We start from the raw sequence: 14,753 nt of genomic DNA on the forward strand, positions 1-14,753 counted from the left end.
GAACACCAGCGCCACCTGCGCAGCCTTCACCAGCTTGCCCAGGTCGCGCACTTTCTTCGCCAGCTCACGCGCCCAGCTCGGCGTGGTCTTGCGCACTGGATAGGCTACTCGGCCCGCTGCCTTGAAAGCTGCGCCGCGCTCTGCCCTGATCGCCCGCAGCAGCCGCGTCGTCGGCCGCGACGTAGCCCACACCAGCAAGCGCCCGAACTGCAAAGGCATCTGCAGCGCCAGAGCTTCAGGAAATTTGCGGTAGTTGCTTGCGATCATGGTGTTCCCCTTCAGGTGTACCGGGCCCCTAGATTCCGAGCCGGACAACTGTTGTCTGTTGCCCGTGCAAGCTGGCCTTGCTTGCACCGTTCCCCTGAGTTCTTCGCCGTGCCATTAGCGGTGCCGGGATTGAGTTGCGGAGGGGGGAGGGTTTGTAAAGCGCAGCTTTATGGATTCCCCCCGCAGGAACTCAAAGCGCCCTCGGCGCGGTCCTGGCTTAGCGTTGGCCGAAGAGGCGAAGAAATCTGGGGAATGGTGCTGGGCGCTACCTCTCACGGGCAACGGACGCCGCGCGGCGAGCGCCCCATGCAACGCAGTTGCACAAGCCAATTGAAGCCCTCGATAGCGCGCACCGTTTGATACATTCGTGCTATCAAAATTACAGCTAACTGATTCACGTTTTGACGATCTACGGTTACGCCCGCGTCTCGACAACAGAGCAAAACACCGCAGTCCAACTGGCGGCATTCAAACGCGCAGGAATCAAACACGTTGTGCAGGAAAAGCGCAGCGGCGTAGCGCGGCGTCCTGAGCTGCTAGCCCTACTTGCAAAGCTCCGCCCAGGTGATGTGCTGGTGGTTTACAAGCTGGACCGCCTATCCCGCAGCCTGCGTGATCTGCTGCGACTCTGCGAGTCCTTGGAACATGCCGGTGTCTCGTTCCGCAGCCTCACGGAATCAATCGACACCAGCTCGCCCGCAGGCCGCATGTTCTTTCACATGCTGGGCGCCTTCGCAGAGTTCGAAAGAGCCATGATCCGCGAGCGTTGCGCCGCAGGATTTGAAGCCGCAAGGGCCAGAGGTCAGAAGTTCGGGCGGGCACGCTCCATGCCCGAGAAAACCGAGGCCAAGCTAGTGCGCATGTACCTCTCGGGCAACTACACCATGCAGGCCCTTGCCGACCATTTCGACGTGCACACTTCCAGCGTGAAACGCGCAATCTATCGTGTCACCAAGCCCGACCATAGCAGCCTCAGATAGCCAACCGGCCGTACCTTCGATTTGTATCTCAGCAGAGGGCTGCTACGATGGCTGCAACCGGCCAGGAGCGGCCAGTGGCCGCAGATGAAAGCGGACGTTCAACGGTCAACGTAAAGGGCGGCTTGCGCGTATGCGCACGACTTCTCCTTGACCGGAGAGGTTAGGCCGCATTTTCTATGTAGGCGGTGAGCCCTGCGATGAGACATGTGAGCTCGGAAGGAAAGTACTGAACGACAGCCTCATTGTTTGGCGCCCCGAGGGAGAGCCAAAGCTCGCCAAGTTCGGTTTGCTCCTTCAGGCTGTAGTTCTCGTAAAGCTCATAGTGGTATCTGGCGCGCTCAAAGACGAACTGATACCAGACGAGCTTCTCTTCGATGTTGGATAGGTCCGCGTGTCCAGGCATCCTCTCGGAAGCGACTCTCAAAACCTCCTTGCGGACGTAGCCTGGAAGACCACGCCACAAATTCTTGTAGTTGTGCGAAACCTTCGGCTCTTGCCCAGCAAGCAGCAGGGCGCACTTCAGAAGTATTTCGAATCCGAGAATGCGGATGATTGCCTGTGAGTCCGAGCGGGTATCCAGGGAGCGCGCAAGGATGTCGGCGTCGTGCAGCCGGTCTTGGGCTTCATTGAACATACGCACAACGCGGTCGTTCATATGCGGCCTAACGTCGGAGTTCACCGGCACGCAGCGGCATTGCGCCGCGAGGCTGTTGCGCGTCCGTCTCGAACGACTTGTAAGTGCTCATACCGCGACCTAGCATGCTAATCAGTAATGTCGCGGCAAATGCGAGGTTCACCCGACAGCATGTCCTCAAGCCGCTTCCGAAAGTCCCGAGTCAAGCTGAGACAAATGACGTCACCTCGCTCAGCGAGAAGCGTGTACCGCTGTAGGGACCAGTGGACGATCTCCTGCCACTCGGCGTCTCCCTTTGAAACTAACGACAGCGCATTTAGGAGAAGGAGCGCGCGATTGTCGCGCTCGAATCTGAATTGCTTCGCCTCTTCAGTCTTCTTGGATGACGGACGTGAGTAGGCTACTTCCAGGTACTTTCCATAAATCTCTGCAGCCTTCGAAGCTCGCTCCGACTGCAGAGATTCCTCTTGCAATCGAAGCGCCTCGCGTTGGGCTTCCATAGACCGTCCGAACTGGTATGCGCCGAAGATGAGTGCAGCTAATGCGACGAGGGCCGATACGGCCGTCGCGACATTAGCGTGTATCTGCCAGGTTTTTTTTGGAGGATATGCAGGGAGAGTTCCTGATTCCCTCTCCCTTATCCGCCGTTTTAGCGAGCGATGTGCCATGAGCCCTAACGTAATGCAGACCTCGCTAAGCCGCCGACTATGTCTGGCGCTCGCGGTATAGATTGGCGCGCAGAAAACGTTCCAAGGAGCTTGCAGCCCAGTTTGGCAGTGTGTTTGCTGAATGAAAATACAGTACTAAATTCACCCATGAAACCTGCCGCCCTTCCTATGTTTCGCACCGCACGGTTGCTTGATCAACGCCGTGAGTGTATTTGTTCCAAAAACTTTAGCTTGCGCAATGAGATAGGCCATGTCATGGCCCATACATCATCGATGACTGTTTTGAGGGCTATAGCTAAAGGACAGCTCAGGGCCCGCCAACGACGCTCGCCGTGGGGCAGAATTCGGCCGAGAGCCCGCGTTTAAGCGCCGAGCCTGAGTGGCTGCACACAGCCTTCAGCCGTCGTTCCACGATTAGCTTTCTGTGTGGTTAGCCACATGGCGTTGATTACTAAAACACATTCGACCGCATGATCTCCTTCCTCGTTGATCGCTATCACTTTCACTACCGGGCGGCTGCCGTTGTCATAGACGATGGAAAAGTCCTGCTCAAACGATGGGACGGGAACATGAACTGGGTGCTTCCAGGCGGCAAAGTCAAGCCAGGGGAACAAGCTCAAGACACTATCCTTCGAGTGTTTGATGAAGAATTGTATGAACTCGTTGAATGCGGAGAATTGCTTTGTGTCGGTGAGAACTTCTTCGAGATCATGGGGCAACCTCACCACGAAATCGGTCTGTACTTTGCTGTTTCGTTGCCATCTTCGTCGCGCTTAACGACGAAGAATGTGGTTCATCGCAGTTGGTTGCATGGCGATGGACCAACGGAGTTTGAATGGTTCGACCTGAGCGAATTGGAAACAACCGATCTAAGGCCCACAACACTTCAAAGTGGGTTGGCGGCAGGTCAGCTCCCTCCGCACTTTGTTCATCGGGATAGCCGCAGCAATGCAGTCTAAACCCCCCGTCATGGGGACTTGCCTACTGTCAGCCCCTTACGTTGCGTATTCCGGGCGCAACTGAACACTGAGTCCATTTCGATCTGAACACTCTGCCGGCACCGATGACAGGTCACCAGCCGCTATGTACAGGCGCTCTTCTACGGCAGAATTCGGCCAGAAGCAGCCTCTCGAAGGATCTGAATGCACGCATCCGAATTTGTGGGGAACTGGTATTCCCTCAAAAGCGAATTGGTAGCGGCCTTTACCAAAGCCGATAGCGAGACATCAAGGAAGATAGCTGCCTTGAATTTGACGCCTAGTCAGTTCAAGCAGTTCGAAAGCATCGTTGATGATGTTGTACGCGACACGATGTACACGTTGCTGCTGGGACTGGATGGCGCTGCCAGGATTGGGAAAGATCAGCAGCACTTCAAAATTGCATGCGAGGATGGTCAACCGATTGAAAATCTAGCGGACGAGGCTTGGAAGCGCTTCCAAGGCAATAGGTAGCCAAGGGCTTCGGTCTGCGAAGGGTCCTCTGGCGTCCCTCGACGTGGGGCAGAATTCGGCCAATAGCGGGCATAGAACTATGCGCTTCGCGAGTTGCTTGAACATGCCATTTGGAGGTTGAATGAAAGTGCTATTCGCTGCAGCGTGCGCGCTAGTGGGTGCGTTCTTTCTCTATCTCAGTTTCGTGTCCGCCCCACCTCAGACATGGACTCTCAGTGAATTGGCTTACGGAGCTGTCGCATACGGCCCCATGTTTGGGTCTGCGTTGCTGGCCGTCTTTGGTTTCAGAAAAGCGCTCATCACGCTTCCCTGGCTGAAGCTGGCATTCATGTCCTTATTCGCCGCCATGGCTTTTGGGGCAGGCTACAACGCAGCGGGGGCCCTGTTCGGTCTCGCCTCGACGGTGTTGGCGTGGATCATGTTCGTTCAACTGCTGCGCCTTCCTGCCATTGAACTATGAGGATCGAGGAATGAGCAACGTCTGCTTAGGGCCCAAAGCAGACACCCGATTAGTCAAGGCTCTTCGACCAAAATTGTGCCTGGGGACGAGGTAACAAGGCGCTTTACGCGCAAGAAAAGATTGGCTACTTCCGGCGCTGTGTCTGGTGCACGAAAGAGCCTTTTCAAAAGCGGGACTTCTGCCACGACGATGCAAGTCCAAACAACGTCGGACCCCTTGGGCAACTGCTCACCCGGTTGTTGCCCGTCATAAACGCTGCCACACCCGACCCATAGTGAGAACGGCGTCTTCTGCACCATGACGCACCATCCCCAGTCTTCGGGAAAAACCTCTTCAACTGTAATGCCGTCGCTGCGGAGTGCAGTTACGAGCCAGTTAGCGAGTTGTCGGCCGTAGCACAGCGGATTGGTTTCTTTGTCCTCGCCAACTTCAATCTCGAATAGCGTTGACCGAAACCAGAACTGATCCTTATCTAATGGAATGTTGGGCATGGGAATGTCTGCTCCTGGCCGACTGCTGCCTGATGTTCAACAGGCCGCTTCAAGTGCCGCAATATAGGGCACCACGCGCGGATGCTCCTGGACCCATCGGTTGCCCAAGTATGAGGATACGGAGCCCGAGCCAATGACGGTCGCAAGCGACCCGGACTTGCTGGCCTGCAGCAGTTCATGGGCCGAATGCATGACTGCCTCGCTCGCGGCCGACTCTGGCGCTCCAGCTTCGGAATGCCACTCCTTTTGAATCGCACTTATGAGTTTGCCTGCCGCAGCCTCAAGCTCGGTTCGTGAATTTGTCATTGAGGTGAAGGTCCGCTTGTGGTCGAATTCTGCCGCACGATGTGGTTTCGAAATGACGCGGCGCAGCATCTCGACCTCCCTTTCCTGCTTTGGTTCGAAAACCACACCATGCAGGCCCTGGCAGACCACATCGAGGCACGCAGCGCCAGCGTGAAAGAGGCAACTTATCTGGTCGCCAAACCCGACCTTCGCAGCCTCAGATATGCACGCGGCTTTGCCGCGTACTGCGAACCATCACCGACGCGAACTTCTGCCGGTAGACCCCTGCGCGTTGCGCAGTTTCCAGATTGCTACCAAGGCCAGCATCGCAGCCAGACCGATTTTGGCCCAGGTGTCAACTGTCGGTACGGGCTGCACAGCCGGGACAGGAGGAGCTGGCGCATTGAAATTGGTGATCGTGAACACCGCGTTCGTGCTGCCATTGAGAGTGAACGCAAAAGATTGCCCCGCAAACACCGGGATCGAAACTGTCCCGTTTTGCGGCCCGTCGTTCAATGCGAGCGTTATTACAACACCGCCCAAGCTATAGGAGGCAGATGTGACAACGTTAGCGTCGTTGAACGATGTACTGTCATAGCTCCAGTTAAACGACAGGGTACCGCTCGCTGGAAGAGTGCCCGTGAGGGTGTAACTCGCTCCAATATTTGCGCATCCCGTGAGCGACCTCAGAACCAAAGTATTTGGCATGCCAGCAATGTTGACTTGCGATGATCCGCAGCCAAACGTCTGGGTGAAGGTCGTCCAGTTTGCTGGTGCGTAAGCACCAGTGAATGCCGCCCAGACGGGAACAGAAAAGCCCAAAGTTACTGCAAACAGCACGAAAACACGGCGAACCGACAATGCTCGGGACATGGAACCTCCGTCAATGACTTACCTGTCAGCCGTGCGAAATATAGACGCTCACATTCAGAACGTCGAGACAAAAGCTCCCGTAAGCAACGCAACACGGCAGCACCAATCGTCGTTCTGCTTTGGTTCGAAAACCACAGTCTCCGCCAGTTCTCGGCCTGGCGCAGCTACAACAGCGAAATGTGCGCAAAGGCCAGTGCAGCAACATGTCTGTGGCTGCCCCCTCACCCAACCCGATTCACAAGAACGCATCTGCCCCCTAGACTGCGTTTTTACTGAACCTTGCCGCATCCATGGGCAGGATGGAGAAATTGGGTGCGGGCCTGCGGCCTGAAGTGACCAGCCATGTCGAGGAGAGAAAGATGTTGTCGTCGGCCCTCTACGCATCGTTCTTTTTCACGGTGGCACTGCTGGTCACCACCGCCTACTTCTTGATGGGTGGTCTGCCGCTTCTAACGCTGAAACATGACACCCCACTGGACGCGCGGTTCGTTCGGGGGTTTTTCAACGTGTACTACCGTGCTGCGTTCTGGGCGTCGCTGGGGGCGTTTGTCAGTTATGCTCTTTGGGGCAGGTACCCCTTTGCCATCGGCGTGGCGGTCAATGCCTGCATCGTCTCGCTGCTGCGCAAGCACTTGTTGCAAGCCATGCAGCAGCTCGGTGCACAGATCGAGGCGAGTAGCGACGGAGCGATTCACCACTTTCGCCGCGTGCATTCGGCGGCGCTCTTCGTCAACCTGGTTCAGCTGGTGGCGATCGTTTGGGGGCTGTTGTGGTTGTCCCAGCAGCTCAAGTAGACCTCCCGGTGGGGTGCTACGCCGGGCCTGTGCCCTGCGTGTGGCCTTTCTTTCACCTCGCCAGTCCCGCTCCCTGCGGTGCGATGGGGGTCAAATCTTCAGGGCGGCACACCTCTTCGCTGTGCGCCAACCGAATCCACAGGCCGGTGCGTTTGATGATGACGTAGTCCACGCTCACCGTTCTGCCTTTGTAGAGAAATTGCGTGCCGGGTTTGTACAGAATCATTCTTGTGATGTAGCGCGCTGGGATGGCTGGGTGATGACGGCATCGCCCGTACCGCAATGGTGCCGACAGATGGACACTGGGGCTTCGCGGCTCGGCAAAAGGCCTACGGCGCAGTCGCTTTTTCACCCCCGTGTTGATGCCTTAGGGCGGGCAAAAAAAAGCCCGCAGGCTGCGGGCTTAACACTTGCGCGATGCAAGCGGGAGGGATGTCGAGGGGATCGACAGACCAATGTTAGGACGGTGACCAATGTGGGCATGTAGGACAGGACCGATTCCTCCAAGCTCCGTCGATCAGCAGCAGAAAGGGATCGTGGGTTAAGCGCCCGGGCAGCCCAACGTTCAGGTTCCGTAAATCCTTGCACAGCCCCGCCCCGTGGCCTTGGCCAGGTACATCGCGGAATCGGCCTTGCGCAGGAGTTCTTCGGCCTCGGTGCCGTCACCGGGCGACAGGACAATACCGATGGACGCGCCGATTTGCAGCGCATGCGCTTCGATCTCGGTGGGCCGGCCCAGGGCTTGAACCAGGCGGTCGGCCAGGCGGTACGCACTGTCACCGTCCGATACGCCCCGCTGCAGCAACGCGAACTCATCGCCGCCCAGGCGCGCCACCACATCGTCCTCGCGCGCAGCCTGCGTCAGTTGCCGCGCCACCCATACCAGCAACTGGTCGCCCACCGCGTGGCCGTAGCGGTCGTTGATGGGTTTGAAACCGTCCAGGTCTACATACAACACGGCAAAGCCACGGCCCAGGCGGTGCACATCGGTGGCGGACTGTAACGCTTGCAAAAAGGCGGTGCGGTTGAGCAAGCCCGTCAGGCCGTCGTGCTCTGCCACATGGCGGATCTGCTGCTCGGCCTGCTTGCGCTGGGTGACATCGGTGAAGGTGCGCAGCGCGCCGCCGCCTTTGATGGGCACGGTCTGGACCTCCAGGATGCGGCCATCGGGCCGGGGACGGTCATACACCTGGGGCTGATCGACCCCGCCATTGCTGTGTCGCAGCAGGTCCTGCACTTCCTGCGATGCGCCCTGGAATTCGCCACGAGCCCGCAGGTAGGCAAGCACATTCACCAGCGTGGGCTTGGATGCCATCAGCTCGGCCGGCAGGTCCAGCAGTTCCATGGCCCGGCGGTTGCACAGCTCGACCACCCCCGTGGCGCTGATCTTGGCCACGCCCTGGTCCATGTGCTCCAGCGTGGCTTCGAGCAGGATGGATTTCTCCCGCAATTGCGCCTCGCTGTCGCGGGCGCTGCGTTCGGCCTGCGCCAGCAAGCGCTGCTGGCGCTTGAGCTCGGTGATGTCCACATGGGCGTAGAACACCGTGCCGTCGCTGCCCTGCTTGGCGATGACGCGGCTCCAGCGGCTGCGCGGCAAGGGCACTTCAAACGGCGCCCCCGCAAAACGCATGTGCTCCTGCAAGGTCGAAAGACCGTCGTAAAACGGTGCCATGTCGCCCTCACCCCCGACGGACCATGCGTGGCGGTACACCTCGTCAAACGCCAGACCCATTGCGGTAGCGCGGTCTGGCAGGTGGTACATCTGCATGAAGGGCTGATTGACCCACTGGATGCGCTGATCTTCAGCGCAGATCATCAGCCCATCGGGAATGCGGTCAAACAGTTCGGTGCTTTCGATCACCGGACTGCGCAGGTAGCCGGGTTCGTGGATGTCGGCGCTGGATTGCGCGGCCATGTCAATGGATGCGCTCTGAGCCGGTAGCGCCTCGGCACGCCACACACGCACCCGCCCCCCGCCATCGATGGGCAACGACGACACATGGACGCGCAGCCCCCTGTGCTCAAAGCTGTAAGGCCGGTTCTGTGCGCGGTGCCGCTCAACACCGGCCGTGATGTAGCGTTCGATGTTGGGCAGCTCCTGGGCATCCAGCCGCTGGGTGTAGAAGCGGCGCAGGTTGGCCTCGTAAGGCTCGCCTACGTACACATGTCCCGCGTGCTCTGGAAAGAACTTGAAGAAGGTACTGTTCCAGGCCAGCGTGCGGTCGCTGTCGTCAAACGCACACAGCGCAACATCCAGACCATCCAGGGTGTCGCCCAGGGCACGGATGAGGCGAAGGCGGGAATCGTCAGGCATGGTCAGAAGGTTCGGTACGGTGACGTCGACACAGGCCCGCGCATCACGCAGCCCCAGATGGCAAGGGCCCGCCGCTGCCAACACACAACGCACAACGCACAACGCACAACGGGGGACGCTCCATTGTGCGGAACCGGGCTTACGGCAGCCCGTCGAGGAGTGGTGGCCCCACGATCAGTTGGCGAGCATGTTGCCATCTCACAACACAGCTTGATACAAGTCAAGAACCCGCTCCAGCGGAGACGGATGCAGGCAACAGCCCGTTACGGCTGGAAACCGGCCCATATTGCTACGGAAACCCCATGGCACCTGCATTCCGCTATGGTGGGCGTTTTGAACTCAGGAGCCCGCTGCCATGATGAAGACCCGCCCCCCTTTTGCCGTCGCCTGCTGCCTGGCCCTGGGAGCGGCCGTCACCGGTTGCGCGGGTTATGGGCAGACACCCGCGCTATCGGCGGGCTCGGCCGCCGCAGGGTCTGGATCCCCCCCCGCCAGCGTGTGCAACGCCCAGCCCGCGCAGTTTGTCGTGGGGCAAAACAGCACCGCATCGGTTGTTGAATCTGCCCGTCAGCGCTCGGGCGCGCAGACGGCGCGCATCCTGCACCCCGGGCAGATCATCACCAAGGAATACGACACCCAGCGGCTGAACCTGGAGGTGGACGGCACCGGCCGCATCCTCGCCGCAAAGTGCGGTTGAGATGATGTTGCGCTGCCGATGAGGGGTGACTGAAACCCGCGCGGTCAGTCCGCCAGAAACAGCTCCTGCAGATCGCTCAGAAAGTCAAAACCCCGCTCGGTAGGCCACACGCGCGCCATGTCGCGCTCGATCAGGCCCTTGCGCTCGGCGGCCTCCAGGCCCTTGGCGATGGCGGTCAACGGCAGGCCTGTGCGGGCCATGAAGTCCTGCAGCGCAAAGCCTTCGCGCAGGCGCAGGGCGTTGAGCATGTACTCAAACGGCAGATCGGCGCGGCGCACCTCGTCGTCCTGCGCCACGGCATGGCCTGCCAGGGCGTTGTCCATGTAGCGCGCGGGGTCCCGAAAGCGCACCTGCCGCACCACGCGGTGCGCAAAGCTCAGCTTGCTGTGCGCGCCCGCGCCGATGCCCAGGTAGTCGCCAAACTGCCAGTAGTTGGTGTTGTGAAAACACTGGTGGCCCGGCTGCGCATACGCAGAAATCTCGTACCGCGCCATGCCCGCCTGCCCCGTCATCTCCGTGATGCGGTCAAGCATGGCGTAGGCCTGGTCGTCCTCGGGGATGGCCGGGGGGAACTTGGCGAAGTAAGTGTTGGGCTCGATAGTGAGGTGGTAGATGGAGATGTGCGGCGGCTTGAAGGCCAGCGCCGTTCGCAGGTCCTGCTCCAGCTCTGGCAGCGTCTGGCCCGGCAGGGCGTACATGATGTCGAGGTTGAAGGTGTCGAAGGACGCAGCGGCCTCCTCCACCGCCGCCATCGCCTGGGAACGGTCGTGCACGCGGCCCAGGGCCTTCAGGTGCTGGTCGTTAAAGCTCTGCACCCCCACCGACAGGCGCGTGACGCCCGCCGCGCGGAAGGCGCGAAAACGGTCTTTCTCGAACGTACCGGGGTTGGCCTCCATCGTGATCTCGCAATCTGGCTCCAGCCGCAGGCGGGCGCGAATGTCGCCGATCAGCCGGTCGATGGCTGCCGGCGAAAACAGGCTGGGCGTGCCGCCGCCGATGAAGATGCTGTGCACGGACCGCCCCCAGACCAGGGGCAGCGCGGCCTCCAGGTCGGCCATCAGAGCATCGATGTAGCGCTGCTCGGGCACCTCGCCGCCGGAGGCATCCGCGCGAAATTCGTGCGAGTTGAAGTCGCAGTACGGACATTTCTTGAGGCACCAGGGCAGGTGCACGTACAGCGACAGGGGCGGCAGGCTGGGCAGCTGCAACAGGCCCGGGCGCATGTAGTGCTGGATGTCGCGCACCACTGCAGGTTCGGCCTCGGCCTGTGGCGTGATCGGAATATGAACCACGGTCAGCGCCCTTCTACAACCAGCGTTCGCGCATCAGCGCCAGCATCTGTGCGGCCGATCGGCCCCGGTGGCTGTGGGCATTTTTCACCTCCACAGGCAGCTCGGCAAAGGTCTTGCCGAACTCGGGGATGAACATCACGGGGTCGAAGCCAAAGCCGTTGCTGCCCCGGGGTTCGGTGGTGATCTCGCCCACCACGCGGCCCACGGCAATCAGCGGCTCCGGGTCTTGCGGGCTGCGCACGGCGACCAGGGTGCTGACCATGGCGGCGCGGCGGTTGGTCACGCCTTGCAGTTGCTCCAGCAGGGCGCGCACGTTGTTGTCGTCGCTTTTCTCGTAGCCGAACTGGGTGCAGTAATACGCGGTGTCCACGCCCGGCAGGCCGCCAAAAGCGTCCACACACATGCCAGCATCGTCGGCCAATGCGGGCAGGCCCGTGTGCTCGGATGCAAACCGTGCCTTGGCCAGGGCGTTTTCGACAAAGGTGCGGAAAGGCTCCTCGGCCTCACCCACACCCAGGTCGGCCTGCCGCACCAGCTCCACGCCCAGGGGCGCAAACATGGCCTGCAACTCGGCCAGTTTGCCGCGGTTATTGGATGCCAGAACAATTTTCATGGTCAAAATGGCCGCAAGCGCTAGTGAAATATGCGCAAGCAGCTATCAATTAAGGAGTATTTTGCAGGGCTTGCTGCTGCAGCTGCACCAGCTGGGCGATGCCCTGTTCGGCCAGCCCCAGCAGTTGGTCCATCTCGGCGCGGGTAAAGGCCACGCCTTCGGCTGTGCCCTGCACCTCCACATAGTGGCCCGCGCCCGTCATCACGACGTTCATGTCGGTGTCGCAATCCACGTCCTCCACATATTCCAGGTCCAGCAGCGGCGTGCCCTGCACGATGCCCACCGAGATCGCCGCCACGGGCTGCAGCAGCGGCGACTGGGCGATCTTGCCGCTGGCCAGCAGCTGGTTGACCGCATCCTGGGCCGCGACCCAGGCGCCCGTGATGGCGGCGGTGCGCGTGCCGCCATCGGCCTGGATCACGTCGCAGTCGAGCTGGATGGTGCGCTCGCCCAGCAGTTGAAGGTCAAACACGGCACGCAGGCTGCGGCCGATGAGGCGCTGGATCTCCTGCGTGCGGCCGGTCTGCTTGCCCCGTGCGGCCTCGCGGTCGCTGCGGGTGTGGGTGGCGCGCGGCAGCATGCCGTACTCCGCCGTGACCCAGCCCTCGCCGCTACCGCGCTTGTGCGGGGGCACACGCTCTTCCACCGAGGCGGTGCAGAGCACCTTGGTGTTGCCAAACTCAATCAGCACCGAGCCTTCGGCGTGCATGGTGTAGTGGCGCGTGATGCGCACAGGGCGCAGTTGGTTGGCGGCGCGGTTGCCGGTGCGGATGAAGGTGGTCATGTGATTCTCTGTATCGAGCGAGTCGCCCACCTGCTTCATGAGGGGGCGATGAAAGGCGAAAAAACCTGATTCCATGCATTCGCATGGAGGGATGCTGGATGCAACCCACAGCGCCGATAGCAGTTCAGGCCTTGCGGGCAGCAGAGCGACGGATGGCTTCGTTGATTTCAGCGATCGACCGCTCGATGGCCGCGTCGTCCAGGTCATCCACCAGCCCATCGAGGGGGCCCGCCTGGATGGTGGACGCAAACACGTCGTCGCTGATGCTGTCCGTGGACACCCCTTGGGTGGACTCGAACGCATCGGGCGTCTCCCACTCCAGAGCCACCACGGTCACGTTGTCACTGCTGTCCCCGGCTTTGCGAAGCGCATCTTCCACCAGCTCGGGCACAGCGTGCGACACGGTATTGCGGCCCAGCTGCTTGGCGATGTCTTCGTCGCTGAGCGTGCCCCACAGGCCGTCTGAGCACAACAGAATGCGGTCGCCCTGCTCCAGGTACACAGGGCCGGTGATGTCGTAAATGGGCTTGGTGGGCGAACCCAGGCAGGTGAACAGCACGTTGCGGTTGATCTTGTCCAGACCAGGGGGCGGCGTGTTGCGCAGCTCCATGTACGAGTGGTCCCGCGTACGGGTCAGCAGATCGCCATCGCGCACCATGTACAGGCGCGAGTCTCCGCAATGGATCCAGGTGGCGGTACCGGCCTGCAACACCGCCGCGACCAAGGTGGTGCGCGGTGTGTCGAGCATGCCTTTCTCTGTGGCGTAGCGCAGGATCTGGTGGTGTGCCGCGAGCAACGCGCCGGACAGGAACTCCTGCACATCCTTGAGCTGGGGTTTGGCCTGGCGCTGGAACAGCGCCGAGATGGTTTGCAGCGCGATCTGCGCGGCCACTTCACCTTCAGGGTGGCCACCCATGCCGTCGGCCAATACAAACAGGCCCGATTCACGCGTGTAGCAATAGCCCATGCGGTCTTCGTTCTTCTCGCGGCCGCCACGGCGGCTGATCTGGAATACCGAGAACTTCATAAGGACTCACGCAAACAAGGATGCACCCGGGCGCCATCCGTGGACATGTACCTCGCCCGAACCCGCATTGCGTGCGTCTGGCTCATTTGGGCTTGGCTCCGATACCGGTGGCTTCACCCACCTTCTGCACATTTTTCTTGGTGTCAGACACCAGAGTGTCCAATTGCAGCCGCATCTTCTCGGCCACCGTGAGCTTGGTGTAGCGGCGCTCACCCTCGCGGCTGAGCTCTTTCTGCAAGGCAAACACCGACTGGGGGCGGGACAGCGGGTCAAGCGCCATGCACCACTCCACCACCTCGATCAGGTTGTCGGAATACACGCCACGCAACTTGGTCAGGGCGAGCGACAGGCGGTCCTTGTCCACGCGCTGCGGCGCCTCGTTCGGCGGAAAGCCCTGCATGCAGGCGTAAATGCAGGCGCCGATGGCATAAATGTCGGTCCACGGCCCCATCTGCGAATCGCGCCGGTACATCTCGGGCGCAGCAAAGCCGGGGGTGTACATGGGGCGGATGAAGTTGCCTTCCTTGCTCAGCACCTCGCGCGCCGCGCCGAAGTCGATCATCACGGCCTTGTTGTCGTCGGTGATGAAGATGTTGGCGGGCTTGATGTCCAGGTGCAGCATCTTGTGCTGGTGCACGATGCGCAGGCCGCGCAGCACTTCGTCGAACAACGAGCGGATGGTGGACTCGCGGAACACCTTCTGTGTCTTGAGGTCGCGGGCGGTGATGATGAAGTCCTGCAGGGTCGCGCCCTCCAGGTAGTTCATCACCATGTAAACGGTTTCGTTCTCGCGGAAGAAATTGAGCACGCTCACCACGGAGGCGTGCGAGATCTGGGCCAGCGAGCGGCCCTCTTCAAAGAAGCTCTTGAGCCCTAGGCGGTACAGCGAGAGCTTTTCGGGCGGCACCTTCGGAAGCAACTCACCAGGAGCGCGGGTCGCCAGGGACGAAGGAAGGTACTCCTTGATGGCCACCTGCTGGCCTTCGGCGTCGAGGGCCAGATAGACCACACCAAAACCACCGGAGGACAACCGGCGCACCACACGGTAACCGCCAATTGCGGTATCGGGCGGCAAGGGGGCCGGTTTGATTTTTGACATATTTTGCGAAGATGATTCGGGGGT

At 60.5% G+C, this 14,753-nt stretch carries 18 protein-coding genes; 6 read left to right on the plus strand and 12 right to left on the minus strand.

Annotation, left to right across the window (positions count from 1 at the left end):
- Positions 1–267, minus strand: a 267-nt coding sequence (locus tag ACTJKQ_RS16070; protein WP_440597029.1) for a hypothetical protein, incomplete at its 3' end; no start/stop codon positions are given.
- A gap of 401 nt (positions 268–668) precedes the next feature.
- On the opposite strand from ACTJKQ_RS16070, the gene ACTJKQ_RS16075 reads away from it, so the two are divergent.
- A complete protein-coding gene (locus ACTJKQ_RS16075; protein ID WP_440597427.1) occupies positions 669–1,247 on the plus strand; it encodes a recombinase family protein in 579 nt (192 codons plus the stop codon).
- A 160-nt stretch (positions 1,248–1,407) separates the two neighbouring features.
- Here the strand turns inward: ACTJKQ_RS16075 and ACTJKQ_RS16080 are convergent, their stop codons facing one another.
- On the minus strand, positions 1,408–1,902 hold the full coding sequence (locus ACTJKQ_RS16080) for a hypothetical protein (protein ID WP_440597428.1): 495 nt from the start codon (positions 1,900–1,902) through the stop codon (positions 1,408–1,410).
- Positions 1,903–3,019: 1,117 nt separating this feature from the next.
- On the opposite strand from ACTJKQ_RS16080, the gene ACTJKQ_RS16085 reads away from it, so the two are divergent.
- The 3 genes from ACTJKQ_RS16085 to ACTJKQ_RS16095 all read left to right on the plus strand — a co-directional run bounded on the left by ACTJKQ_RS16085 (position 3,020) and on the right by ACTJKQ_RS16095 (position 4,460).
- Positions 3,020–3,508, plus strand: a complete 489-nt coding sequence (locus ACTJKQ_RS16085) for an NUDIX hydrolase (RefSeq protein ID WP_440597429.1) — start codon at positions 3,020–3,022, stop codon at positions 3,506–3,508.
- A gap of 183 nt (positions 3,509–3,691) precedes the next feature.
- Positions 3,692–4,000, plus strand: coding sequence for a hypothetical protein (locus tag ACTJKQ_RS16090; protein ID WP_291443027.1), 309 nt, complete (start codon positions 3,692–3,694; stop codon positions 3,998–4,000).
- A 121-nt stretch (positions 4,001–4,121) separates the two neighbouring features.
- On the plus strand, positions 4,122–4,460 hold the full coding sequence (locus ACTJKQ_RS16095) for a hypothetical protein (protein WP_440597430.1): 339 nt from the start codon (positions 4,122–4,124) through the stop codon (positions 4,458–4,460).
- 53 nt (positions 4,461–4,513) lie between these two features.
- On the opposite strand, the gene ACTJKQ_RS16100 is transcribed toward ACTJKQ_RS16095, so the two are convergent.
- From ACTJKQ_RS16100 to ACTJKQ_RS16110, 3 genes are all read right to left on the minus strand, one after another.
- Positions 4,514–4,951, minus strand: coding sequence for a hypothetical protein (locus tag ACTJKQ_RS16100; RefSeq protein ID WP_440597431.1), 438 nt, complete (start codon positions 4,949–4,951; stop codon positions 4,514–4,516).
- 36 nt (positions 4,952–4,987) lie between these two features.
- Positions 4,988–5,326, minus strand: a complete 339-nt coding sequence (locus ACTJKQ_RS16105; RefSeq protein WP_440597432.1) for a hypothetical protein — start codon at positions 5,324–5,326, stop codon at positions 4,988–4,990.
- A gap of 165 nt (positions 5,327–5,491) precedes the next feature.
- On the minus strand, positions 5,492–6,109 hold the full coding sequence (locus ACTJKQ_RS16110; protein WP_440597433.1) for a hypothetical protein: 618 nt from the start codon (positions 6,107–6,109) through the stop codon (positions 5,492–5,494).
- Between the two features lie 299 nt (positions 6,110–6,408).
- Between ACTJKQ_RS16110 and ACTJKQ_RS16115 the strand changes: the two genes are divergently transcribed.
- A complete protein-coding gene (locus ACTJKQ_RS16115) occupies positions 6,409–6,903 on the plus strand; it encodes a hypothetical protein (RefSeq protein WP_436078199.1) in 495 nt (164 codons plus the stop codon).
- Positions 6,904–6,955: 52 nt separating this feature from the next.
- Here the strand turns inward: ACTJKQ_RS16115 and ACTJKQ_RS16120 are convergent, their stop codons facing one another.
- Together ACTJKQ_RS16120 and ACTJKQ_RS16125 are read right to left on the minus strand one after the other, a co-directional pair.
- Complete coding sequence (locus ACTJKQ_RS16120) at positions 6,956–7,129, minus strand: hypothetical protein (RefSeq protein WP_165836546.1); 174 nt, start codon at positions 7,127–7,129, stop codon at positions 6,956–6,958.
- A 339-nt stretch (positions 7,130–7,468) separates the two neighbouring features.
- Positions 7,469–9,217: a PAS-domain containing protein gene (locus ACTJKQ_RS16125; RefSeq protein WP_440597434.1), complete on the minus strand. Its 1,749-nt coding sequence runs from the start codon at positions 9,215–9,217 to the stop codon at positions 7,469–7,471.
- A 355-nt stretch (positions 9,218–9,572) separates the two neighbouring features.
- On the opposite strand from ACTJKQ_RS16125, the gene ACTJKQ_RS16130 reads away from it, so the two are divergent.
- Positions 9,573–9,914 carry an I78 family peptidase inhibitor gene (locus ACTJKQ_RS16130; protein WP_440597435.1) on the plus strand — a complete coding sequence of 114 codons (342 nt, stop codon included), beginning with the start codon at positions 9,573–9,575 and terminating at the stop codon, positions 9,912–9,914.
- A gap of 44 nt (positions 9,915–9,958) precedes the next feature.
- Here ACTJKQ_RS16130 and hemW read toward each other — a convergent pair whose 3' ends face one another.
- The 5 genes from hemW to ACTJKQ_RS16155 form a co-directional block, all read right to left on the minus strand.
- The gene (gene hemW, locus ACTJKQ_RS16135) at positions 9,959–11,137 is read right to left on the minus strand and encodes a radical SAM family heme chaperone HemW (protein WP_440597514.1); all 1,179 of its coding nucleotides are present in this window, start codon (positions 11,135–11,137) and stop codon (positions 9,959–9,961) included.
- 82 nt (positions 11,138–11,219) lie between these two features.
- On the minus strand, positions 11,220–11,819 hold the full coding sequence (gene rdgB, locus ACTJKQ_RS16140; RefSeq protein ID WP_056641312.1) for an RdgB/HAM1 family non-canonical purine NTP pyrophosphatase: 600 nt from the start codon (positions 11,817–11,819) through the stop codon (positions 11,220–11,222).
- A 49-nt stretch (positions 11,820–11,868) separates the two neighbouring features.
- Entirely contained in the window at positions 11,869–12,603 is a 735-nt protein-coding gene (gene rph, locus ACTJKQ_RS16145) for a ribonuclease PH (RefSeq protein ID WP_108497687.1), read from the minus strand.
- Between the two features lie 124 nt (positions 12,604–12,727).
- Positions 12,728–13,630, minus strand: a complete 903-nt coding sequence (locus ACTJKQ_RS16150) for a PP2C family protein-serine/threonine phosphatase (protein ID WP_056747320.1) — start codon at positions 13,628–13,630, stop codon at positions 12,728–12,730.
- Between the two features lie 82 nt (positions 13,631–13,712).
- Positions 13,713–14,729 carry a serine/threonine protein kinase gene (locus ACTJKQ_RS16155; protein ID WP_015012787.1) on the minus strand — a complete coding sequence of 339 codons (1,017 nt, stop codon included), beginning with the start codon at positions 14,727–14,729 and terminating at the stop codon, positions 13,713–13,715.
- Positions 14,730–14,753 lie beyond the last annotated feature (24 nt).

This window comes from Acidovorax sp. 22279 (assembly GCF_052045435.1).
In the GTDB taxonomy this organism is placed as follows: domain Bacteria; phylum Pseudomonadota; class Gammaproteobacteria; order Burkholderiales; family Burkholderiaceae_C; genus Acidovorax; species Acidovorax delafieldii.